This is a genomic window from Escherichia sp. MOD1-EC5950 (genome assembly GCF_002965345.1).
Taxonomy (GTDB): Bacteria; Pseudomonadota; Gammaproteobacteria; order Enterobacterales; family Enterobacteriaceae; genus Escherichia; species Escherichia marmotae.
Map to the genome: position 1 here is coordinate 18,664 of NZ_PTSR01000029.1, position 20,358 is coordinate 39,021.

21 protein-coding genes and 1 tRNA gene are annotated in these 20,358 nt (G+C 50.3%); 14 read left to right on the forward strand and 8 right to left on the reverse strand.

The features are described 5' to 3' along the window. Nucleotides 1-5: 5 nt before the first annotated feature. Together ypdB and ypdA are read right to left on the reverse strand one after the other, a co-directional pair. Complete coding sequence (gene ypdB / locus BEA93_RS20365) at nt 6-740, reverse strand: two-component system response regulator YpdB (RefSeq protein WP_001516812.1); 735 nt, start codon at nt 738-740, stop codon at nt 6-8. Nucleotides 741-754: 14 nt separating this feature from the next. Then, nucleotides 755-2,452 carry a two-component system sensor histidine kinase YpdA gene (ypdA, locus tag BEA93_RS20370; protein WP_000544386.1) on the reverse strand — a complete coding sequence of 566 codons (1,698 nt, stop codon included), beginning with the start codon at nt 2,450-2,452 and terminating at the stop codon, nt 755-757. 51 nt (nt 2,453-2,503) lie between these two features. Between ypdA and BEA93_RS25260 the strand changes: the two genes are divergently transcribed. Both BEA93_RS25260 and alaC read left to right on the forward strand, forming a co-directional pair. Then, nucleotides 2,504-2,725 carry a hypothetical protein gene (locus tag BEA93_RS25260; protein WP_105225007.1) on the forward strand — a complete coding sequence of 74 codons (222 nt, stop codon included), beginning with the start codon at nt 2,504-2,506 and terminating at the stop codon, nt 2,723-2,725. A 103-nt stretch (nt 2,726-2,828) separates the two neighbouring features. After that, the gene (alaC, locus tag BEA93_RS20380) at nt 2,829-4,067 is read left to right on the forward strand and encodes an alanine transaminase (RefSeq protein ID WP_000785926.1); all 1,239 of its coding nucleotides are present in this window, start codon (nt 2,829-2,831) and stop codon (nt 4,065-4,067) included. 63 nt (nt 4,068-4,130) lie between these two features. On the opposite strand, the gene ypdK is transcribed toward alaC, so the two are convergent. After that, entirely contained in the window at nt 4,131-4,202 is a 72-nt protein-coding gene (gene ypdK / locus BEA93_RS20385; RefSeq protein WP_010723117.1) for a membrane protein YpdK, read from the reverse strand. Nucleotides 4,203-4,557: 355 nt separating this feature from the next. Beyond that, nucleotides 4,558-5,478 (reverse strand): kdo(2)-lipid IV(A) palmitoleoyltransferase, encoded by a 921-nt coding sequence (gene lpxP / locus BEA93_RS20390; protein ID WP_000484419.1) that lies wholly within the window; start codon nt 5,476-5,478, stop codon nt 4,558-4,560. A gap of 384 nt (nt 5,479-5,862) precedes the next feature. Here lpxP and BEA93_RS20400 point away from each other — a divergent pair, with 384 nt between their 5' ends. Further along, complete coding sequence (locus BEA93_RS20400; RefSeq protein WP_000639873.1) at nt 5,863-6,105, forward strand: YfdY family protein; 243 nt, start codon at nt 5,863-5,865, stop codon at nt 6,103-6,105. Nucleotides 6,106-6,118: 13 nt separating this feature from the next. Here the strand turns inward: BEA93_RS20400 and BEA93_RS20405 are convergent. Together BEA93_RS20405 and BEA93_RS20410 are read right to left on the reverse strand one after the other, a co-directional pair. Further along, nucleotides 6,119-6,193: transfer RNA gene (locus tag BEA93_RS20405), tRNA-Arg, on the reverse strand. 75 nt (nt 6,194-6,268) lie between these two features. Then, complete coding sequence (locus BEA93_RS20410) at nt 6,269-7,201, reverse strand: formate/nitrite transporter family protein (protein WP_000368110.1); 933 nt, start codon at nt 7,199-7,201, stop codon at nt 6,269-6,271. A 302-nt stretch (nt 7,202-7,503) separates the two neighbouring features. Between BEA93_RS20410 and mlaA the strand changes: the two genes are divergently transcribed. After that, a complete protein-coding gene (mlaA, locus tag BEA93_RS20420; protein WP_000776778.1) occupies nt 7,504-8,259 on the forward strand; it encodes a phospholipid-binding lipoprotein MlaA in 756 nt (251 codons plus the stop codon). A gap of 61 nt (nt 8,260-8,320) precedes the next feature. Here mlaA and fadL read toward each other — a convergent pair whose 3' ends face one another. Beyond that, nucleotides 8,321-9,661 carry a long-chain fatty acid transporter FadL gene (fadL, locus tag BEA93_RS20425; RefSeq protein ID WP_001516804.1) on the reverse strand — a complete coding sequence of 447 codons (1,341 nt, stop codon included), beginning with the start codon at nt 9,659-9,661 and terminating at the stop codon, nt 8,321-8,323. A gap of 371 nt (nt 9,662-10,032) precedes the next feature. Here fadL and BEA93_RS20435 point away from each other — a divergent pair, with 371 nt between their 5' ends. The 4 genes from BEA93_RS20435 to sixA all read left to right on the forward strand — a co-directional run bounded on the left by BEA93_RS20435 (nt 10,033) and on the right by sixA (nt 14,642). Continuing rightward, complete coding sequence (locus BEA93_RS20435; protein WP_001296261.1) at nt 10,033-10,317, forward strand: YfcZ/YiiS family protein; 285 nt, start codon at nt 10,033-10,035, stop codon at nt 10,315-10,317. 182 nt (nt 10,318-10,499) lie between these two features. Continuing rightward, complete coding sequence (gene fadI / locus BEA93_RS20440; RefSeq protein ID WP_105225006.1) at nt 10,500-11,810, forward strand: acetyl-CoA C-acyltransferase FadI; 1,311 nt, start codon at nt 10,500-10,502, stop codon at nt 11,808-11,810. Further along, on the forward strand, nt 11,810-13,954 hold the full coding sequence (fadJ, locus tag BEA93_RS20445; protein ID WP_105225005.1) for a fatty acid oxidation complex subunit alpha FadJ: 2,145 nt from the start codon (nt 11,810-11,812) through the stop codon (nt 13,952-13,954). Before fadI ends, fadJ begins: the two co-directional genes overlap by 1 nt. A gap of 202 nt (nt 13,955-14,156) precedes the next feature. Next, nucleotides 14,157-14,642, forward strand: coding sequence for a phosphohistidine phosphatase SixA (gene sixA / locus BEA93_RS20450; protein ID WP_001195823.1), 486 nt, complete (start codon nt 14,157-14,159; stop codon nt 14,640-14,642). A gap of 68 nt (nt 14,643-14,710) precedes the next feature. On the opposite strand, the gene smrB is transcribed toward sixA, so the two are convergent. Then, complete coding sequence (smrB, locus tag BEA93_RS20455; RefSeq protein WP_000730816.1) at nt 14,711-15,262, reverse strand: endonuclease SmrB; 552 nt, start codon at nt 15,260-15,262, stop codon at nt 14,711-14,713. 165 nt (nt 15,263-15,427) lie between these two features. Between smrB and prmB the strand changes: the two genes are divergently transcribed. The 6 genes from prmB to BEA93_RS20485 all read left to right on the forward strand — a co-directional run bounded on the left by prmB (nt 15,428) and on the right by BEA93_RS20485 (nt 20,178). After that, complete coding sequence (gene prmB, locus BEA93_RS20460; protein WP_001516801.1) at nt 15,428-16,360, forward strand: 50S ribosomal protein L3 N(5)-glutamine methyltransferase; 933 nt, start codon at nt 15,428-15,430, stop codon at nt 16,358-16,360. Between the two features lie 236 nt (nt 16,361-16,596). Further along, the gene (gene aroC / locus BEA93_RS20465; protein ID WP_016249027.1) at nt 16,597-17,682 is read left to right on the forward strand and encodes a chorismate synthase; all 1,086 of its coding nucleotides are present in this window, start codon (nt 16,597-16,599) and stop codon (nt 17,680-17,682) included. A gap of 3 nt (nt 17,683-17,685) precedes the next feature. Continuing rightward, entirely contained in the window at nt 17,686-18,510 is an 825-nt protein-coding gene (gene mepA, locus BEA93_RS20470; protein ID WP_105225004.1) for a penicillin-insensitive murein endopeptidase, read from the forward strand. Then, nucleotides 18,510-19,319, forward strand: a complete 810-nt coding sequence (locus tag BEA93_RS20475; RefSeq protein WP_000447350.1) for a sulfite exporter TauE/SafE family protein — start codon at nt 18,510-18,512, stop codon at nt 19,317-19,319. Before mepA ends, BEA93_RS20475 begins: the two co-directional genes overlap by 1 nt. After that, the gene (gene epmC / locus BEA93_RS20480) at nt 19,319-19,867 is read left to right on the forward strand and encodes an elongation factor P hydroxylase (protein WP_105225003.1); all 549 of its coding nucleotides are present in this window, start codon (nt 19,319-19,321) and stop codon (nt 19,865-19,867) included. The genes BEA93_RS20475 and epmC overlap by 1 nt, the downstream gene beginning before the upstream one ends. A gap of 32 nt (nt 19,868-19,899) precedes the next feature. Then, the gene (locus tag BEA93_RS20485; protein WP_000559761.1) at nt 19,900-20,178 is read left to right on the forward strand and encodes a YfcL family protein; all 279 of its coding nucleotides are present in this window, start codon (nt 19,900-19,902) and stop codon (nt 20,176-20,178) included. The last annotated feature ends 180 nt before the right edge of the window (nt 20,179-20,358 follow it).

Below are 20,358 nucleotides of genomic sequence, written 5' to 3' on the forward strand. Positions count from 1 at the left end.
CCGATTTATAGATGCATTAATTGTCTGAATTCTTTAACTTTGCTGCGGCTGACAGGCACTTCAAAATCCAGATCTTTCAGTCGCAGAATGTAGGTGTTATTAAACCACGGTTCGATTTCGCGGATTTTGTTCAGATTGACACAAAATGAGCGATGGCAGCGGAAAAAATGCGACGGCGGCAATTTGCTGCAAAACTCGGTGATGTTCATCGGCATCACGTAGGATTCACGCCGCGTATAGACAAAGGTCATTTTTTCGTGCGCTTCGGCGTAATAGATATCATTAATTGGCGTGACGATAATTCGCTCATCTTTCACCAGATTAATGGTGTCATTCTCCCGCGTTACTGTTACCGCAGGCGTACTGCTGGTTTGCTGTTGCTGCCAGGCCGCTTCCAGTTTTTGTAGCATCCCGGTGATGCGTGATTCCTGATACGGTTTGAGAATGTAGTCAAACGCCTCCAGTTCAAACGCTTCTACCGCATGTTCTTTCCACGCGGTGATAAACACAATAAACGGTTTATGGGCGAACTGGCTGATGTTTTGCGCCAGCAGCACGCCATCCAGCGACGGAATATTGATATCCAGAAAAATGGCGTCGACGCGGTTATGTTGCAAAAACTTCAACACGTCCAGACCGTCGTCAAAGGTGCCGACAATCTCCATCTGGCTATGCTCTTTAATTAGCCAGCTCAGTTCCTGTTGCGCCAGGAATTCGTCTTCAACAATGATGACTTTCACAATATCACTCCGGCTCAAAGCAATAACGTAGCCTGTGAGGCGACAGGGGTGCGTTGGTTAGGAATGTAAAACGCAATTTCCGTTCCGGGTTCCAGACGGCGGATATGCAACCCCTCGCCATACAATAACTTCACGCGATGATGCACATTCAACAGGCCTATTTTATTACCTGGCATTTCGTTCGCTTCGACTCGTTCAATCACTTGTGGATCGATGCCATGCCCGGTATCTCTGACCGCAATGCGGACCCGATTACCGCACTCTGCGACGCTAATAGTTACAACACCTTTTCCTTTACAGGGTTGAATGCCGTGGACAATGGCGTTCTCCACCAACGGCTGAATCAGCAGGCTGGGAATACAGCAATTCACCTCTTCATCAATATCATAGATAACCGTCAGCTTGTCACCAAAGCGGGCCTGCTCAATGGCGATATAGTCTTTGATTTGATATAGCTCTTTTTTAATATCGATTTGCTCATCGTCTTTTAATTCAATGTTATAGCGCAGATAACGCGACAGATTAAAGATCAACTGGCGAGCGGTATCTGGATTCAGACGAATCGATGAGGAGATTGCGTTCAGTGCGTTAAACAGGAAATGGGGATTAATTTTACTTTGCAGGGCGCGAAGCTCTGCCTTATTTGCCATTTCACGTAACTGCTCGGCACGGGAAACCTCCAGTTGGGTGGAGATAATTTGCGACAGTCCTACCGCCATCTCCTGTAATGAGGACGTAATCTGGTGCGCGTGGCAGTAGTAAATTTTCAGCGTTCCGGTCACAACGCCTTTCTCCCACAATGGGATCACCAGCATCGAGTGGATTTCCGGTGTGCGGTGGGCTTCATCATTGTTTTTAATGATGATTTTCCCATAATTCATCGCCTGACGCGTCGTTGGGCTAATGAAGTCATCGCCATTCTGGTAGTTATGCTCGCCCACACCGACATAGGCCAGCACATGCTCGGTATTGGTAATTGCCACCGCGTCGGCGTGAATGTCGTCACGGATAATTTCACAGACTTTACGTAACGATTCGCTATTCACGTGACGAAACAGCGGCAGGGTTTTATTGGCAATATCCAGCGCCAGCTTGGCCTGCCGCGCAGCGCTGGCCTCTTTTTCGCCTTCAACGCTTTGCACCAGCAGTACAATAAAGCCGATACAGACACTGCCGAGGATCATCGGAATCCCGATTTTGGAGACGATATCCAGCCCCAGCTCGGTGGTTGGTGCCCAGACAATCACCAGAATCATGGTTAGTGTTTCGCAGAGCATACCGCCCAGAATACCGACGCGCCAACGCTGCGCTTTGGGGATTTTCAGGTTAATCCAGCCAGAAATACAGCCCGCCAGAATACTGGTGATAAAGCAGGGGATCGCCGTCACGCCTCCAATATCAATAAGATAGCGGTGAATCCCGGCTATTACGCCGGTAATGATGCCCACCCACGGGCCAAATAAAATCCCGCCTGACATTACCGCAATAATACGCACGTTAACCAGTGAGCCTTCCACCGGCACGCCGGACCAGGTGCTGAACAGGGCGAACAACGAGAAAATGGCGGTAACGGCAAGCAACTCTTTTGGTGAGTGCGCCGACTTGTGTAACAACTCGCGAAACAGGCGGATACGAATAAGGAAGAACAGGCAGATAAGCATTAACGCTGCCCGATCGAAGACCGCCAGCAGCATGTTGAATATTTCGTGCACGGGTAACTCTGGATAAGGATTAAACCTCTATGATAGGTAACCTGAGGGCTGATGACCAGCAGACCATTTTTGAGGAAAAACCACAAATTTAAAAGGGGATTGTCAGGTAAATGGTGCATTGGCAATACATATCTTGATAATGCACATCAGGTTGGTAAATTTATTGAAATTATAATGTTAATTAATGTGGTGGTGTTTTCTTGGGAAAGGGTGAGAATTTCCTGTTTTATTACTGATGTTCCTCTTTTATGGCAGCAAAAATTTTTTTGCTAAAACGCTCGACAGACAGATTTTATTCAGGCTATTTTCAAAACAGCCACCTATCGTGGTAGCGTCGCTCGGACGGTCCGGGCGCTCACGTTAATCTGAGGAAATTATGGCTGACACTCGCCCTGAACGTCGCTTTACGCGTATTGATCGTCTCCCGCCTTACGTTTTTAACATTACCGCTGAACTGAAAATGGCTGCGCGTCGGCGCGGCGAAGATATTATCGATTTCAGTATGGGTAACCCTGACGGCGCAACTCCGCCGCATATTGTTGAAAAGTTATGCACTGTAGCACAGCGCCCGGATACGCACGGTTACTCCACTTCACGCGGCATTCCACGGTTACGTCGCGCCATTTCTCGCTGGTATCAGGATCGCTACGACGTTGAAATCGACCCGGAATCAGAAGCCATCGTCACCATTGGCTCGAAAGAGGGGCTGGCGCACCTGATGCTGGCGACGCTGGATCACGGTGACACGGTGCTGGTGCCTAATCCCAGCTACCCGATTCATATCTATGGTGCGGTGATTGCCGGGGCGCAGGTACGTTCAGTACCGCTGGTGGAGGGTGTTGATTTTTTCAATGAACTGGAACGTGCTATTCGCGAGAGTTATCCGAAACCGAAGATGATGATCCTCGGCTTCCCGTCGAACCCAACCGCGCAATGCGTGGAACTGGAGTTCTTCGAAAAGGTTGTTGCGCTGGCGAAACGCTACGATGTGCTGGTGGTTCATGACCTGGCTTATGCCGATATCGTCTACGATGGCTGGAAAGCGCCGTCAATTATGCAGGTTCCGGGCGCACGCGACGTAGCGGTCGAGTTCTTTACGCTGTCGAAAAGTTACAACATGGCAGGCTGGCGTATCGGCTTTATGGTTGGCAACAAAACGCTGGTCAGCGCGTTGGCACGCATCAAAAGCTATCACGATTACGGCACCTTTACACCGTTGCAGGTGGCGGCTATTGCGGCGCTGGAAGGCGATCAGCAGTGTGTGCGCGACATTGCCGAACAGTATAAGCGCCGTCGCGATGTGCTGGTAAAAGGGCTGCATGAAGCGGGCTGGATGGTCGAAATACCGAAAGCCTCAATGTATGTTTGGGCAAAAATCCCGGAACCATATGCAGCGATGGGCTCTCTGGAATTTGCCAAAAAGCTGCTCAATGAAGCGAAGGTTTGCGTCTCGCCGGGTATCGGTTTTGGTGACTACGGTGACACCCATGTACGCTTTGCGTTAATTGAAAACCGTGACCGCATTCGTCAGGCTGTCAGAGGCATCAAAGCAATGTTCCGCGCTGATGGCTTACTGCCAGCCAGCAGTAAACATATTCACGAAAACGGCGAATAAATGTATTCCCAGAAAAGCAAACAGGAGCCAGACGGCTCCTGTTTTTCATTGCACAGTTTGCTTTTAGATCATCAGGGCAAAAGTACCGGCCCAAACGATGACCATAAAAGAAATGCCCATAAAGAAATATTTCACTTTACATCTCTCCGCGTAATTACTGTTACGCCTGAATGACTTCACTACATCTGGTACAGTGAGTTGACACCGGGCAAAACGACCTTAAAAGTCCTCAGCTTTGCCGTGGGCATCATCCCAGAATTCTGAGCTGATTTGCTCGAGACGGCGCTAATGTACGCCTAAAACTAAATTGAAACAAGTGGCATTTTCTTATTTACTTTTAGTAACTTACGAGTGTCTCATATCGACGACAGTTTAATTTCTGCCAGTAATAATTCACGATTTAGCGAAGGGAAAAGCCTTAAGAAAAAAGCCATAAAAACCATTGAGTTATTGTGGCTAATTTGAAGAGGGAAAGAGAACGGGTCGTTTGTTAAACGTATAACGACGCTTCACCCACCGGACGTGTTTTGAAGCGGCGGTGGATCCAGAGATATTGCTCCGGTGCACGCATAATCTCTTTCTCAATAACCTTGTTCATATAAGCGGCAGCCTGACATTCATCAGTCGGGTAACCTTCCATTTCTGGGGTGATATACAAACGGTATCCGCTGTAATCGGCTTTTCGAACCATTGTCACAGTCAACATGGCGGAACCTGAAAGGCGAGACAATACGTAGGTGCCATTGGTTGTTGCGACATTTTCTACCGCAAAGAACGGGGCGAAGGAGCTACCCTTACGACCATAATCCTGGTCGGGGGCAAACCATACGGCTTCACCTTTTTTCAAAGCGCCGACAATACCGCGCAGATTATTTCTGCCGATCATCGCTTTGTTAGAGCGCATGCGACCACGAGTCTGCACCCATTCCATCAACTGGTTATTATGCGGACGATAAGTTGCCATCATTGGCTGGCAAAGTCCCATTACGCGGCCACCCAGTTCCAGCGACATAAAATGTACGCCGACGACCATTACGCCACGATTTTGCATTTGTGCGCGTTGCAGGTTATCCAGGCCTTCGACATCAAACCACTTACGCACGCGACGATCGGGCCAGAACCACGCCATTCCGGTTTCAACCAGCGCCATACCAAGCGAGCGAAAGTTTTCGGCAATGATCTTCTCGCGTTCTTCAGAAGAATGCTGCGGGAAACAAAGTTCAAGGTTTTTACGCGCGATGGATTCGCGACGTTTCAGAAATGGTCTGGCCATCGTGCCGATACGTGTGCCAAGAAAGCACAGAACAGGATAAGGAAGTTGTACCCAAAGCCAGAGTACGCCAAGACCAAACCACGTGAGCCAGTAGCGAGGATGGAGAAACTCGCGGGAAAATTTGCGTTGTGGAAACATAGTTACCTTCTGTAGATACTAATTGTTGTATCGCAGAAGATTCCATGTCGACAGCGGTACACTCAATATATTAGGCCATCATGTACGACAATGGTTCCTGTAAAGAGTGTAAAGACTAGCCAGGACAAAACCACGAGGAGCATGAATGCGGTACTTCTACTGTAACACTGGCAGATCGTTTTCAGCCACTTTTTATTAATCATGCTGAATAAATATTTTCCACCTGACAAAGAACCGTTTGTAACACCTTGTTTTAACTCCACTGCTGGTCGGGTAAGAGAAGAATGTTGATAAATTGTTGCATAAATTGCAAGTATATAAGGATTGTCTTACTATAAAAGTAACTGAAGTTACAGGTTTTTTAGCACGGCAGGAGGTTGAGCTATGATTTATTTATGGATGTTTCTCGCGCTTTGCATTGTCTGTGTTAGTGGGTATATCGGTCAGGTACTGAATATAGCATCTGCCGTTTCTTCTTTTTTTGGCATGGTGATCCTTGCCGCACTCATTTATTACTTCACTATGTGGTTAACTGGCGGTAATGAGCTGGCAACGGGGATATTTATGTTTCTTGCCCCGGCTTGTGGCTTGATGATCCGCTTTATGGTGGGGTATGGAAGGCGGTAATGAGGGGGAGATATGGTGTCCCCTGCAGGAATCGAACCTGCAATTAGCCCTTAGGAGGGGCTCGTTATATCCATTTAACTAAGAGGACAATGCGGCATGAGTATAACCGCTATTAAACAGCGGAGTAAGTACACCGCCGCTCGATTGCTTAAACCCTCGCCACTTACACCGGGTTTTTATCATTTTTCTTAATAGTTTCCGCACATTCTGCTTTCTGGCGGGCCTCTTCTTTACGCTTGTTACTCATATCGTTGCGGATCTGTGCATGGCTCATTAACGCGAAGATGAAAGTGCCGCCGCAAATATTCCCCGCCAGAGTAGGTAGCGCAAATGGCCAGATGAAATCGCTCCAGTGCAGCGTGCCGTTAAATACCAGATAGAGGATCTCTACAGAACCCACGACGATGTGAGTGGTGTCACCCAGGGCGATAAGCCACGTCATTAATATAATTACCACAATCTTTGCCGCTCCTGCCGCAGGGAACATCCATACCATTGTGGCTATCAGCCAGCCGGAGATAATCGCGTTGGCAAACATCTCGCTGGGGGTGTTTTTCATTACATCCATGCCGATTTTGACAAACGCATCGCGGGTTTCTTCATTAAAGATAGGCATATACTCAAATGCCCACGCCGCAATACCTGTTCCAAGAATATTACCCAGCAGCACGACGCCCCATAACCGCATCAGTAAGCCGATGTTGCCGATAGTCGGTTTTTGCATTACCGGCAGTACCGCAGTTACGGTATTCTCAGTAAATAATTGCTGGCGTGCCATAATGACGATAATAAAACCAAAGGTATAACCCAGATTCTCCAGCAAAAAACTCCCCGGTACACCTTCCAGTTCGACATGAAATATACCTTTTGCCAGTAGCGAAGCGCCCATCGACAGGCCCGCAGCAATAGCTGACCACAGTAGCGCCATTGCGTCGCGTTCCAGCTCTTTTTCGCCGTCCTGGCGGATATGCTCGTGAATAGCCATCGCTCTGGAGGGGAGTCGGTCTTCATCTATTTCTATTTTTTTCCCGCGTTCTTTTTCTTCACTCTCTACTTCAAGTTCGTCGCTGTGTTTATCTATTTTGTCGTTATCCATGGTGTCGTCTCTTGAATTAGCACGCATAGCTAAAGCGTAGCGGCTTTTTTGCTCGCAACTGGCGGGAGTTACTCTGAAAATGTATAAAAGGCCGCGTTTGCCTTTTTCTGTTTCTACGGAATCAAGTAGCCTACAGGGCGGCGATTACCAGGCTATGATCAAATCAGCATTTCAGGGCGTCTGGACATCAGTTGACGTGCTGCTACAATCGCCCACACCTAAACAGGCGGATACGGTATCGTTCCGTCATGGATGGCAAACTGCATAAGCCATAAAAAGCCATAAAAAACAGGGAGACATTTATGAAGCTTCGCCTGTCGGCGCTTGCTCTGGGAACTACGCTTCTGGTGGGGTGTGCGAGTTCCGGTACAGATCAGCAAGGGCGTTCAGACCCGTTAGAAGGGTTCAACCGCACCATGTACAATTTTAACTTCAATGTGTTAGACCCGTATGTGGTTCGACCGGTAGCTGTCGCCTGGCGTGATTATGTTCCGCAACCGGCGCGTAACGGTTTGAGCAATTTTACCGGCAACCTTGAAGAACCTGCGGTGATGGTTAACTATTTCCTGCAGGGCGACCCTTATCAGGGGATGGTTCACTTTACCCGCTTTTTCCTGAACACCATTTTGGGGATGGGCGGCTTTATTGATGTTGCGGGGATGGCGAATCCGAAGCTGCAACGTACTGAACCTCACCGTTTTGGTAGTACGCTCGGTCACTATGGCGTGGGCTATGGGCCGTATGTTCAGTTACCGTTCTACGGTAGTTTCACGCTGCGTGATGACGGCGGTGATATGGCAGATGCTCTTTACCCGGTACTTTCCTGGTTGACCTGGCCGATGTCTGTGGGTAAATGGACGCTTGAAGGGATCGAAACCCGTGCGCAGTTACTGGATTCCGACGGTCTGCTTCGTCAGTCGTCCGATCCTTATATTATGGTTCGCGAGGCTTACTTCCAGCGTCATGATTTCATCGCCAATGGCGGCGAACTCAAACCGCAGGAAAACCCGAACGCGCAAGCGATTCAGGATGATTTAAAAGATATCGATTCTGAATAAGATGCAAATAAAAAAGGTGAGTCGTAAAACTCACCTTTTTTCTTATTAAGCTAACGTGTTATTAGAACGCGTAGTTAAAGTTAGTCCCGAACAGCCAGGCTTTACCTTCAGACTCGAATTGATATGGACCTTCGTTGATCTTCACGCTCTGACCGTGCATATAAGAGACGCCGACATCTACAGAAGCATCTTTATTAAATGCGTAAGTAGTACCTGCGCTCAGCCAGAAACGGTCCTGATCCGGAATGGAGATAGAACGGTTCTGTGCCGGAACTGGGCTGTCATCGAAGGCAATGCCGGTACGGAAGGTCCAGTTATCATCGTAGTAATAAGTTGTACCCAACGCGATGCGGTAAGCATCTTTAAAGCCTTCATGTTTCTGGAACAGCGTGTCGCCACCGGTTGAGGTTGCTTTCAGTTGTTGGAACTGACTCCAACTGGTGTAAGCCAGGCTATAGTGAATCGCCCACTGCGGATCAACACGGTTATAACCAGACACTTCCCACATTTCAGGCAGGTTCAGCGTCAGATAACCCGACTGCGTTGCGCCACCTGTAGCACCAGGCAAACCGAGATTGTAGTTATTCAGGCCAATTGGCAAGTCGCTGCTGTAGTTACCTTTGAAGTCAATTTTTACCTCAGAACGGTAGGTCAACGCGTAGCGGTTGTTTTTATCCAGTTCATACAGGATCCCGGCGTTCCAGCCAAAACCCCACTGGTTGCCGTTCAGATGAGCAATTTTGGTGTTACTTTCAATATCGTTAGCGGCTGCAGCCAGCGCTTGTCCCTGTGGTGTCCGTCCGGCGGGAGATTGCATAATCTGACCAGCAACCAGTTGCCCCAGATCACCTGCAAAACGTTCAATTTTTGCACGAGCATAGACGGCGTTAAGACCAAGACCGAAACTCCAGGCGTTGTTTAAGCGGTAGGCACCGCTTAAATTCATATTCACGGTTTCGAGGTCGGTTGTACCACCGACAGAACCGCCTGCATAAGTGTCATTAAACTCTGTCGCCAGACCATAGTTAGAGGTAATGGAAGCCCCCCAACCAAATTGGTCGTTAATCGGCGCAACAAAGTGTGCGTTCGGAACCCATGCTGTAGGTGCGATGTTATCCGCGTCGAGGCTACGACCAGACGGAGAAGTTCCGCTGATATTCACATCCGGATCAATATAAACCGCACCCGCAGAAAAAGTCGGGCGGTCAAACATGGTAATCAACGCGGGGTTACGGCTGACATTACCAGCATCATCGGCAATAGCGCCTTCCCCTGAATAAGCCCGACCCAGGCCAGAGGAAGAAAATTCGTTTAACTGAAAGCCTGCCGACCAGGCCTGGGTGGAGATAAGTGCCACTGCGACTGCGAGAGCAGACTTTGTAAACAGGGTTTTCTGGCTCATGACCATAACCTCAATAATTTATTTTTATACAAACTATGTTACGTGCTGTAACAGGAGCGCGAAGTGTAGGGGCTGATGTACATCTTAGAAATCAGACCAGTGGCGAGAGTATAGGTCTGACCAGATGGAATGTTGCAAGTATGTTTCTATATTTTTTCAAATATGATCTAAGAAACGCGATCCAGTTGGCAAAATTTGGAGGTGGCGCACTCATTCATCCAGGTGAATTTTGTTTTAGATCATTTTTAAGTGTGATTTCGGTCACTTATCTGATTTTGCAGAATTAACAACTGGAGCAGCACTTTTCAGAAGCGTAAAATATCCGTAACGTTTATCTGGCACCTTGGGTGCACATACAGAGGAAATCAACGATGAGTAAATGTAGTGCTGATGAAACCCCGGTTTGCTGCTGTATGGATGTTGGCACCATTATGGACAACTCCGATTGCACCGCGTCTTACAGCCGCGTGTTTGCAAACCGCGCAGAAGCAGAACAAACGCTGGCGGCGCTGACTGAAAAAGCCCGTAGCGTAGAATCCGAACCATGCAAAATCACCCCGACTTTCACTGAAGAGTCTGACGGTGTTCGCCTGGATATTGATTTCACTTTTGCCTGCGAAGCTGAAATGCTGATTTTCCAGTTGGGTCTGCGTTAATTCCTCTCGGGTACATACGCCCCTGCCAGGTTGTTGGCAGGGGCGTTTTATTTTCTCTTCTTCTTTTCTCTCTGTGTCATAGCTCCCACTTTCCCTTTTCTCCACTTGGCTAAATGTAAAAAAATAGTTAAGACTATGATCAGGTCAGACCACTTTATGTCTTTTTTTTACAGGGGAGTGTTATGGGTCAGGTTTTACCGCTGGTTACCCGCCAGGGCGATCGCATCGCCATCGTTAGCGGGTTACGTACGCCTTTTGCTCGCCAGGCAACGGCTTTTCATGGCATTCCCGCTGTTGATTTGGGGAAGATGGTCGTCGGTGAGCTGCTGGCACGTAGTGAGATCCCCGCCGAAGTGATTGAACAACTGGTCTTTGGTCAGGTTGTGCAAATGCCAGAGGCTCCCAATATTGCGCGTGAAATTGTTCTTGGCACTGGAATGAACGTCCATACCGACGCATACAGCGTCAGCCGAGCTTGCGCTACCAGTTTCCAGGCGGTTGCGAACGTGGCCGAAAGCCTGATGGCGGGAACCATCCGCGCCGGTATTGCTGGCGGGGCCGATTCCTCTTCGGTATTGCCAATTGGCGTCAGTAAAAAACTGGCGCGCGTGTTGGTTGATGTCAACAAAGCCCGCACGCTGAGCCAGCGTCTTAAACTCTTCTCCAGCTTGCGTTTGCGTGACTTAATGCCTGTTCCGCCTGCGGTAGCGGAATATTCCACCGGTTTGCGAATGGGCGATACCGCCGAACAAATGGCGAAAACCTACGGTATCACCCGCGAACAGCAAGATGCACTGGCGCACCGTTCGCACCAGCGTGCTGCCCAGGCATGGTCAGAAGGCAAACTCAAAGAAGAGGTGATGACCGCCTTTATCCCTCCTTATAAACAACCCCTCGCGGAAGACAACAATATTCGCGGTAATTCCACGCTTGCTGATTACGCAAAACTGCGTCCGGCATTTGACCGTAAACACGGAACGGTAACTGCGGCGAACAGTACGCCTCTGACCGATGGCGCGGCGGCAGTGATCCTGATGACCGAATCGCGAGCGAAAGAATTAGGACTGGTGCCGCTGGGATATCTGCGCAGTTACGCGTTTACCGCTATTGATGTCTGGCAGGACATGTTGCTCGGTCCGGCCTGGTCAACGCCGCTGGCGCTGGAGAGAGCAGGCCTGACGATGGCCGATCTGACATTGATTGATATTCATGAAGCATTTGCCGCCCAGACGCTGGCAAATATTCAGTTGCTGGGTAGCGAACGTTTTGCCCGCGATGTGCTGGGGCGTGCACATGCCACTGGCGAAGTGGACGATAGCAAATTTAACGTGCTTGGCGGTTCCATTGCTTATGGTCATCCCTTCGCGGCAACCGGCGCGCGGATGATTACCCAGACATTACACGAACTTCGCCGTCGCGGCGGTGGATTTGGTTTAGTGACCGCCTGTGCCGCAGGTGGACTTGGTGCGGCAATGGTTCTGGAGGCGGAATAATGGAAATGGTATCGGCTTTTACCCTCAATGTACGTCTGGACAATATTGCCGTCATCACCATTGACGTTCCCGGCGAAAGAATGAATACCCTGAAGGCAGAGTTTGCCTCGCAGGTGCGCGCCATTATTAAACAACTCCGCGAAAATAAAGAACTTCGAGGCCTAGTGTTTATCTCCGCTAAACCGGACAACTTTATTGCCGGTGCAGACATCAACATGATTGGCAACTGCAAAACCGCGCAAGAAGCGGAAGCACTGGCGCGGCAGGGCCAACAGTTGATGGCGGAAATTCATGCTTTGCCAGTTCCTGTTATTGCCGCCATTCACGGCGCTTGCCTGGGCGGTGGTCTGGAGCTGGCACTGGCGTGCCACGGTCGTATCTGTACAGACGATCCTAAAACCGTGCTCGGTTTGCCGGAAGTACAACTTGGGTTGTTACCTGGTTCAGGCGGCACCCAGCGTTTACCGCGCCTGATCGGCGTCAGCACAGCACTAGAGATGATCCTCACTGGCAAGCAACTACGGGCAAAGCAGGCGTTAAAGCTGGGGCTGGTGGATGACGTCGTTCCGCATTCTATTTTACTGGAAGCCGCTGTAGAGCTGGCGAAGCAGGAGCGTACAGTTTCTCGGACTCTCCCGATTCGTGAACGAGTGATGGCCGGGCCATTAGGTCGTGCGCTGTTATTCAAAATGGCAGGCAAGAAAACAGAACAGAAAACCCAGGGCAACTACCCGGCGACAGAACGCATTCTTGAGGTTATCGAAACAGGATTAGCGCAGGGCTCCAGTAGCGGTTATGACGCTGAAGCACGAGCCTTTGGCGAACTGGCAATGACATCGCAATCACAGGCTCTGCGTAATATCTTTTTTGCCAGTACCGACGTGAAGAAAGATCCTGGCAGCGATGTTGCCCCTGCCCCATTAAATAGCGTGGGGATATTAGGTGGTGGCTTGATGGGCGGTGGTATTGCTTACGTTACAGCCGGTAAAGCGGGGCTACCTGTAAGAATTAAAGATATCAACGCCCAGGGCATAAATCATGCTTTGAAATACAGTTGGGATCAGTTGGAGGGGAAAGTGCGCCGCCGGCATATCAAAGCCAGTGAACGCGACAAACAATTGGCGCTGATTTCAGGTTCTATGGATTATCACGGTTTTTCCCATCGCGATCTGATTATTGAAGCAGTGTTTGAAAATCTCGAATTAAAACAACAGATGGTGGCGGAAGTGGAGCAAAACTGCGCCCCTCATACAATTTTTGCCTCCAATACCTCATCTTTACCGATTAGCGATATTGCCGCTCACGCCTCACGACCAGGGCAGGTTATCGGCCTGCATTTCTTCAGCCCGGTAGAAAAAATGCCGCTGGTAGAAATCATTCCTCACGCCGGGACATCGGCGCAAACCCTCGCCACCACGGTAAAACTGGCGAAAAAACAGGGCAAAACGCCAATCGTGGTGCAGGATAAAGCCGGATTTTACGTTAATCGCATTCTGGCACCTTACATTAATGAAGCTATCCGCATGTTGACCGAAGGTGAGCGTGTTGAGCACATTGATGCCGCACTGGTTAAATTTGGTTTTCCGGTGGGACCAATCCAACTTTTGGATGAGGTAGGAATCGACACAGGGACTAAAATTATTCCTGTACTGGAAGCAACTTATGGAGAACGTTTTAGTGCGCCTGCAAATGTTGTTTCTTCAATTTTGAACGACGATCGCAAAGGTAGAAAAAATGGCCGGGGTTTCTATCTTTACCGCCAAAAAGGGCGTAAAAGCAAAAAACAGGTTGATCCCGCCATTTACCCGTTGATTGGCGCGCAAGGGCAGGGGCGACTGTCCGCACCGCAGGTTGCTGAACGGTGTGTGATGTTGATGCTGAATGAAGCAGTACGTTGTCTGGACGAGCAGGTTATCCGTAGCGTGCGAGACGGGGATATTGGCGCAGTATTTGGAATTGGTTTTCCGCCATTTCTCGGTGGTCCGTTCCGCTATATCGATTCTCTCGGCGCGGGCGAAGTGGTTGCAATAATGCAACGACTGGCCGCGCAATATGGTTCCCGTTTTACCCCTTGCGAGCGTTTACTTGAGATGAGTGAGCATGGGGAAAGTTTTTGGAAAACAACTGCAACTGACCTGCAATAAGAAGGTCAAAGCTATATGAATCCGCGCTGAATGGTGGAGTCCTGGTTAAAATGTAAACGCATATTGACTATACTTACGCCATTGAGGTAAAAAACAGCGTTTCATTCGGTGAATGGATAAGGCACAATGCCGGCCACCGTCTTCTTTCTCTGGTTTCAGATGAAAGAAGACGGGTGAATCTGGTTAACAAAAGCGGTGCAATATGCAAGTTTTTATCATGCGTCACGGCGACGCAGCCCTCGATGCCGCCAGTGATTCGGTTCGTCCTCTGACCACTAACGGTTGTGACGAATCTCGCCTGATGGCGAACTGGCTGAAAGGTCAAAAAGTGGAAGTCGAACGTGTTCTGGTGAGCCCGTTCCTGCGAGCCGAGCAAACTCTGGATGTCGTAGGTGATTGTATGGAACTGCCATCCAGTGTCGAAGTTCTGCCAGAATTGACGCCCTGCGGCGATGTCGGTCTGGTTAGTGCTTATCTTCAGGCATTGACCAACGAGGGAGTCGGGTCGGTACTGGTTATCTCTCACTTACCCTTAGTCGGTTATCTGGTAGCCGAGTTATGTCCGGGCGAAACGCCGCCTATGTTTACCACTTCAGCTATTGCCAGCGTAACGCTTGATGAAAGCGGAAAAGGCGAATTTAACTGGCAGATGAGCCCGTGTAATTTGAAAATGGCAAAAGCGATATAATTACGCAACGTTTATATCGTATATCAACTTTCAGAGAGCCACTTAAGTGGCTCTTGTTGTATTGAATGTCAGGGAAGTTCTGGCGGCAGCCACTCTTCCACTTCAATCAATACCAATAACGCCGCGTCGCCGCCGTACTCTTTTGGTGCCTGGTGAAATGCCATCACATGCGGATGCTGTGCCAGCCACAGTGGTGTTTGTTGCTTCAAAATATGCTTACCGTGCCCATGCATCACACAGGCGCAAAACACATGTTCACGGCGACAGGCGGCAATTAATGCGCCCAGTTCCTGTTTGGCTTGTAGCTGCGTCAGGCCGTGCAAATCAAGAAACAACTCCGGCGAATAATCACCGCGTCGCAGTTTCTTCGCCTCAAAATGACTGACATCCGGGCGGACATATTTAACCGGGCCTTCGGTATTTAATAACGGCTGAAATTCATCAGAGAAATAATGGCTGGCATCAGCCTGCTCCTGAATCAACCGCTTGACCGGCACTTCGCTGACTTTTTTTCGTTGTGGTCGATGGACAATCGTGTCCTGCTTAATCTTGCGAGTACCCGCCATCAACTGGCGAAACAGGGCCTGATCCTCCTCGCTGAGAGTTGTTTTCTTTTTCATCTATGCATCTCTATTTTATTTTTCCTACAGTTTACCCGACTCGTAGCGCAATCGATCGGCCAAAACATAATTTTCCTGCGTCATTGCCGCGTGAATGCTGATTTATCGTCATCTTCATGGCAAACTAGCCGCCGAAATTAATGCGACCATGCCCTGGAGGAATACGTGGATAAAATTTTCGTTGATGAAGCAGTAAATGAACTGCAAACCATTCAGGACATGTTGCGCTGGTCGGTTAGCCGCTTCAGCGCGGCAAATATCTGGTACGGTCATGGCACCGACAACCCGTGGGACGAAGCGGTGCAACTGGTATTGCCGTCGCTCTACCTGCCGCTGGATATTCCGGAAGATATGCGCAACGCCCGCCTGACCTCCAGCGAAAAACACCGTATTGTTGAGCGCGTGATCCGCCGCGTCAACGAGCGCGTTCCGGTTGCCTATCTGACCAACAAAGCCTGGTTCTGCGGCCATGAATTTTACGTCGATGAACGCGTGCTGGTGCCGCGTTCACCGATTGGTGAACTGATCAACAATAAATTTGCCGGACTTATCAGCAAGCAACCGCAACATATTCTGGATATGTGTACCGGTAGTGGCTGCATTGCTATTGCCTGCGCTTATGCCTTCCCGGAAGCGGAAGTCGACGCGGTGGACATCTCTCCCGACGCGCTGGCGGTAGCCGAACAGAACATTGAAGAACATGGTCTGATCCACAACGTCATACCGATTCGTTCTGATCTGTTCCGTGATTTGCCGAAAGTGCAGTACGACCTGATCGTCACCAACCCGCCGTATGTCGATGCGGAAGATATGTCCGACCTGCCAAACGAATACCGTCACGAGCCGGAGCTGGGGCTGGCGTCTGGCACTGATGGCCTGAAACTGACACGTCGCATTCTCGGCAACGCGGCGGATTATCTTGCTGATGATGGTGTACTGATTTGTGAAGTCGGCAACAGCATGGTACATCTGATGGAACAATATCCGGATGTTCCGTTCACCTGGCTGGAGTTTGATAACGGTGGCGATGGTGTGTTTATGCTCACCAAAGCGCAGCTTATTGCGGCACGAGAACATTTTGGTATTTATAAAGATTAAATTTACTCGACATTCTTTAAGTTGCATGTGCTGCGTCTGCGGGTTATTCGGCCCATCCATGGGCCTCACCCCTTACGGGGCCGCTGCAAGTAGCGTTCAAATCCGCTCCATGCGGATTTGTCGTTCACCCCAGTCACTTACTTCTGTAAGCTCCTGGGGATTCACTCACTTGTCGCCTTCCTGCAACTTGAATTATTTAGAGTAAAAAATGCAAACACAACAATAACGGAGCCGTGATGGCTGGAAACACAATTGGACAACTCTTTCGCGTAACCACCTTCGGTGAATCGCACGGGCTTGCGCTCGGTTGCATCGTCGATGGTGTTCCGCCAGGCATCCCGCTGACGGAAGCAGACCTGCAACACGATCTCGACCGGCGTCGCCCGGGGACATCGCGCTATACCACCCAGCGTCGTGAACCGGATCAGGTCAAAATTCTTTCCGGCGTTTTTGAAGGTGTCACCACCGGCACCAGTATTGGCTTGTTGATCGAAAACACCGACCAGCGCTCTCAAGATTACAGCGCAATTAAAGACGTTTTCCGTCCGGGTCATGCTGATTACACCTACGAACAAAAATACGGCCTGCGCGATTATCGCGGCGGCGGACGTTCTTCCGCCCGTGAAACCGCCATGCGCGTTGCGGCTGGAGCAATTGCTAAAAAATATCTCGCCGGAAAATTTGGCATCGAAATTCGCGGCTGCCTGAGCCAGATGGGCGACATTCCACTGGAAATCAAAGACTGGTCGCAAGTTGAACAAAATCCGTTCTTCTGCCCGGACCCGGATAAAATCGACGCGTTAGATGAGTTGATGCGCGCGCTGAAAAAAGAGGGCGACTCCATCGGTGCGAAAGTGACTGTTGTTGCCAGTGGCGTACCCGCCGGACTTGGCGAACCGGTATTTGATCGCCTGGATGCTGACATCGCCCACGCGTTGATGAGCATTAATGCGGTGAAAGGCGTGGAAATTGGCGACGGTTTTGACGTGGTGGCGCTGCGTGGCAGCCAGAACCGTGACGAAATCACCAAAGAAGGTTTTCAGAGCAACCATGCGGGCGGTATTCTCGGTGGTATCAGCAGCGGGCAGCAAATCATTGCCCATATGGCGCTAAAACCGACCTCCAGCATTACCGTGCCTGGGCGTACAATTAACCGCTTTGGCGAAGAAGTTGAGATGATCACCAAAGGCCGTCACGATCCTTGTGTCGGGATCCGCGCGGTGCCGATCGCTGAAGCGATGCTGGCAATCGTTTTGATGGATCACCTGTTACGACAACGGGCGCAAAATGCCGATGTGAAGACTGATATTCCACGCTGGTAAAAAATGAACAAAACTGCGATTGCGCTGCTGGCCCTGCTTGCCAGTAGCACCAGCCTGGCAGCAACGCCGTGGCAAAAAATTACCCAACCTGTGCCGGGTAGCGCACAATCGATAGGCAGTTTTTCCAATGGCTGTATCGTCGGCGCTGACTCGCTGCCGATACAGTCCGAACATTATCAGGTGATGCGTACCGATCAGCGTCGCTATTTCGGTCATCCGGATCTGGTGATGTTTATCCAGCGTCTGAGTAGCCAGGTGAACAATCTGGGTATGGGGACGGTGCTGATTGGCGATATGGGGATGCCCGCAGGTGGGCGTTTCAACGGCGGCCACGCCAGCCACCAGACCGGACTGGATGTCGATATTTTCCTGCAACTGCCGAAAACTCGCTGGACCGCCGCGCAACTTTTGCGTCCGCAGGCGCTGGATTTGGTTTCCCGTGATGGCAAGCATGTCGTCCCAACGCTGTGGAAGCCGGAAATTTTCAGTCTGATCAAACTTGCTGCGCAGGACAAAGACGTGACGCGCATTTTTGTTAATCCGGCGATTAAACAACAACTTTGCCTTGATGCAGGCACCGATCGTGACTGGTTGCGGAAAGTGCGACCCTGGTTCCAGCATCGCGCACATATGCATGTACGATTACGTTGTCCTGCCGATAGCCTGGAGTGTGAAGACCAACCTTTACCACCGCCGGGCGATGGTTGCGGGGCAGAACTGCAAAGCTGGTTTGAACCACCAAAACCGGGAACAACAAAGCCTGAGAAGAAGACACCGCCTCCGTTGCCGCCTTCCTGCCAGGCGCTACTGGATGAGCACGTGATCTAATGGAAACGTTTAATAGCCTGTTTATGGTTTCCCCGCTGTTGCTGGGAGTTCTCTTTTTTGTCGCGATACTGGCGGGATTTATCGACTCGATTGCCGGTGGTGGTGGGTTACTCACTATTCCGGCATTGATGGCGGCGGGGATGTCTCCGGCTAACGCGCTGGCAACTAACAAACTGCAAGCCTGCGGTGGCTCTATTTCCGCCACCATCTACTTTATTCGCCGCAAAGTCGTCAGCTTAAGCGATCAGAAACTCAATATCGCCATGACCTTTGTCGGCTCGATGAGCGGCGCACTGCTGGTGCAGTATGTTAAAGCTGATGTGCTGCGGCAAATTTTACCGATTCTGGTGATTTGTATCGGTCTTTATTTCTTACTGATGCCCAAACTGGGAGAAGAAGATCGCCAGCGTCGGATGTATGGGCTGCCATTTGCGCTGGTCGCAGGGGGCTGCGTTGGTTTTTACGACGGATTCTTTGGCCCGGCAGCCGGATCGTTTTACGCACTGGCCTTCGTTACGCTGTGCGGCTTTAACCTCGCCAAAGCCACCGCCCATGCCAAATTACTTAACGCAACGTCAAACATCGGCGGTCTGCTGCTGTTTATTCTCGGCGGCAAAGTGATTTGGGCGACAGGATTCGTGATGCTGGTGGGGCAGTTCCTCGGCGCGCGTATGGGTTCAAGACTGGTGTTGAGCAAAGGACAAAAACTGATCCGCCCGATGATCGTTATCGTCTCGGCGGTGATGAGTGCCAAATTACTTTATGATAGCCATGGACAGGAGATCCTCCACTGGTTGGGGATGAACTAATGAACAGTACACACCACTACAAGCAGTTGATTGAAATTTTTAATAGCTGCTTTGCCGATGAATTTAATACCCGTCTGATTAAAGGCGACGACGAACCGATCTATCTTCCTGCTGATGCGGAAGTTCCATATAACCGAATCGTCTTTGCTCATGGCTTTTACGCCAGTGCTATCCACGAGATTTCGCACTGGTGTATTGCCGGGAAAGCGCGCCGTGAACTGGTTGATTTTGGTTACTGGTATTGCCCTGACGGACGCGATGCCCGGGCGCAAAGCCAGTTTGAAGATGTTGAAGTTAAGCCGCAGGCGCTTGACTGGTTGTTCTGCGTGGCGGCGGGATATCCGTTTAACGTCAGTTGCGACAACCTGGAAGGCGACGTCGAACCGGATCGTGTGGTATTCCAACGACGGGTTCATGCGCAGGTGATGAATTATCTGGTGAACGGTATTCCTGAACGTCCGGCACGCTTCATAAAAGCATTACGAAATTATTATCACACGCCGGAACTTACGGCGGAACAGTTCCCGTGGCCGGAAGCGCTCAACTGAAGCCAGCGCCACGTTTACAATGAGGAAAGAAGATGATCGCGGAGTTTGAATCACGCATTCTGGCATTAATCGACGGTATGGTTGACCATGCCAGTGATGATGAGTTGTTTGCCAGTGGGTATTTGCGTGGCCACCTGACGTTAGCCATCGCAGAACTGGAAAGTGGTGATGACCACTCCGCCCAGGCGGTGCATACAACCGTTAGCCAGAGTCTGGAGAAAGCGATTGGTGCGGGTGAATTGTCGCCACGCGATCAGGCGCTGGTGACCGATATGTGGGAACACCTGTTTCAGCAGGCTTCACAGCAGTAAGTTGTGGCGTCTGGAGCACCATGCCTGATGCGACGCTTACCGCGTCTTATCAGGCCTACAGGTCACACGTAGGTCGGATAAGGCGTTCACGCCGCATCCGACCTTGGGAGCACCATGCCTGATGCGACGCTTATCGCGTCTTATCAGGCCTACAGGTCACACGTGGGTCGGATAAGGCGT

Bases quoted from the DNA above. Each gene is read 5' to 3' on its own strand.
- BEA93_RS25260 (WP_105225007.1), top strand. From the start codon at position 2,504: ATGACCAGCAGACCATTTTTGAGGAAAAACCACAAATTTAAAAGGGGA.
- alaC (WP_000785926.1), top strand. From the start codon at position 2,829: ATGGCTGACACTCGCCCTGAACGTCGCTTTACGCGTATTGATCGTCTC.
- lpxP (WP_000484419.1), bottom strand. From the start codon at position 5,478: ATGTTTCCACAACGCAAATTTTCCCGCGAGTTTCTCCATCCTCGCTAC.
- BEA93_RS20400 (WP_000639873.1), top strand. From the start codon at position 5,863: ATGATTTATTTATGGATGTTTCTCGCGCTTTGCATTGTCTGTGTTAGT.
- BEA93_RS20410 (WP_000368110.1), bottom strand. From the start codon at position 7,201: ATGGATAACGACAAAATAGATAAACACAGCGACGAACTTGAAGTAGAG.
- mlaA (WP_000776778.1), top strand. From the start codon at position 7,504: ATGAAGCTTCGCCTGTCGGCGCTTGCTCTGGGAACTACGCTTCTGGTG.
- fadL (WP_001516804.1), bottom strand. From the start codon at position 9,661: ATGAGCCAGAAAACCCTGTTTACAAAGTCTGCTCTCGCAGTCGCAGTG.
- BEA93_RS20435 (WP_001296261.1), top strand. From the start codon at position 10,033: ATGAGTAAATGTAGTGCTGATGAAACCCCGGTTTGCTGCTGTATGGAT.
- fadI (WP_105225006.1), top strand. From the start codon at position 10,500: ATGGGTCAGGTTTTACCGCTGGTTACCCGCCAGGGCGATCGCATCGCC.
- fadJ (WP_105225005.1), top strand. From the start codon at position 11,810: ATGGAAATGGTATCGGCTTTTACCCTCAATGTACGTCTGGACAATATT.
- sixA (WP_001195823.1), top strand. From the start codon at position 14,157: ATGCAAGTTTTTATCATGCGTCACGGCGACGCAGCCCTCGATGCCGCC.
- smrB (WP_000730816.1), bottom strand. From the start codon at position 15,262: ATGAAAAAGAAAACAACTCTCAGCGAGGAGGATCAGGCCCTGTTTCGC.
- aroC (WP_016249027.1), top strand. From the start codon at position 16,597: ATGGCTGGAAACACAATTGGACAACTCTTTCGCGTAACCACCTTCGGT.
- mepA (WP_105225004.1), top strand. From the start codon at position 17,686: ATGAACAAAACTGCGATTGCGCTGCTGGCCCTGCTTGCCAGTAGCACC.
- BEA93_RS20475 (WP_000447350.1), top strand. From the start codon at position 18,510: ATGGAAACGTTTAATAGCCTGTTTATGGTTTCCCCGCTGTTGCTGGGA.
- epmC (WP_105225003.1), top strand. From the start codon at position 19,319: ATGAACAGTACACACCACTACAAGCAGTTGATTGAAATTTTTAATAGC.
- BEA93_RS20485 (WP_000559761.1), top strand. From the start codon at position 19,900: ATGATCGCGGAGTTTGAATCACGCATTCTGGCATTAATCGACGGTATG.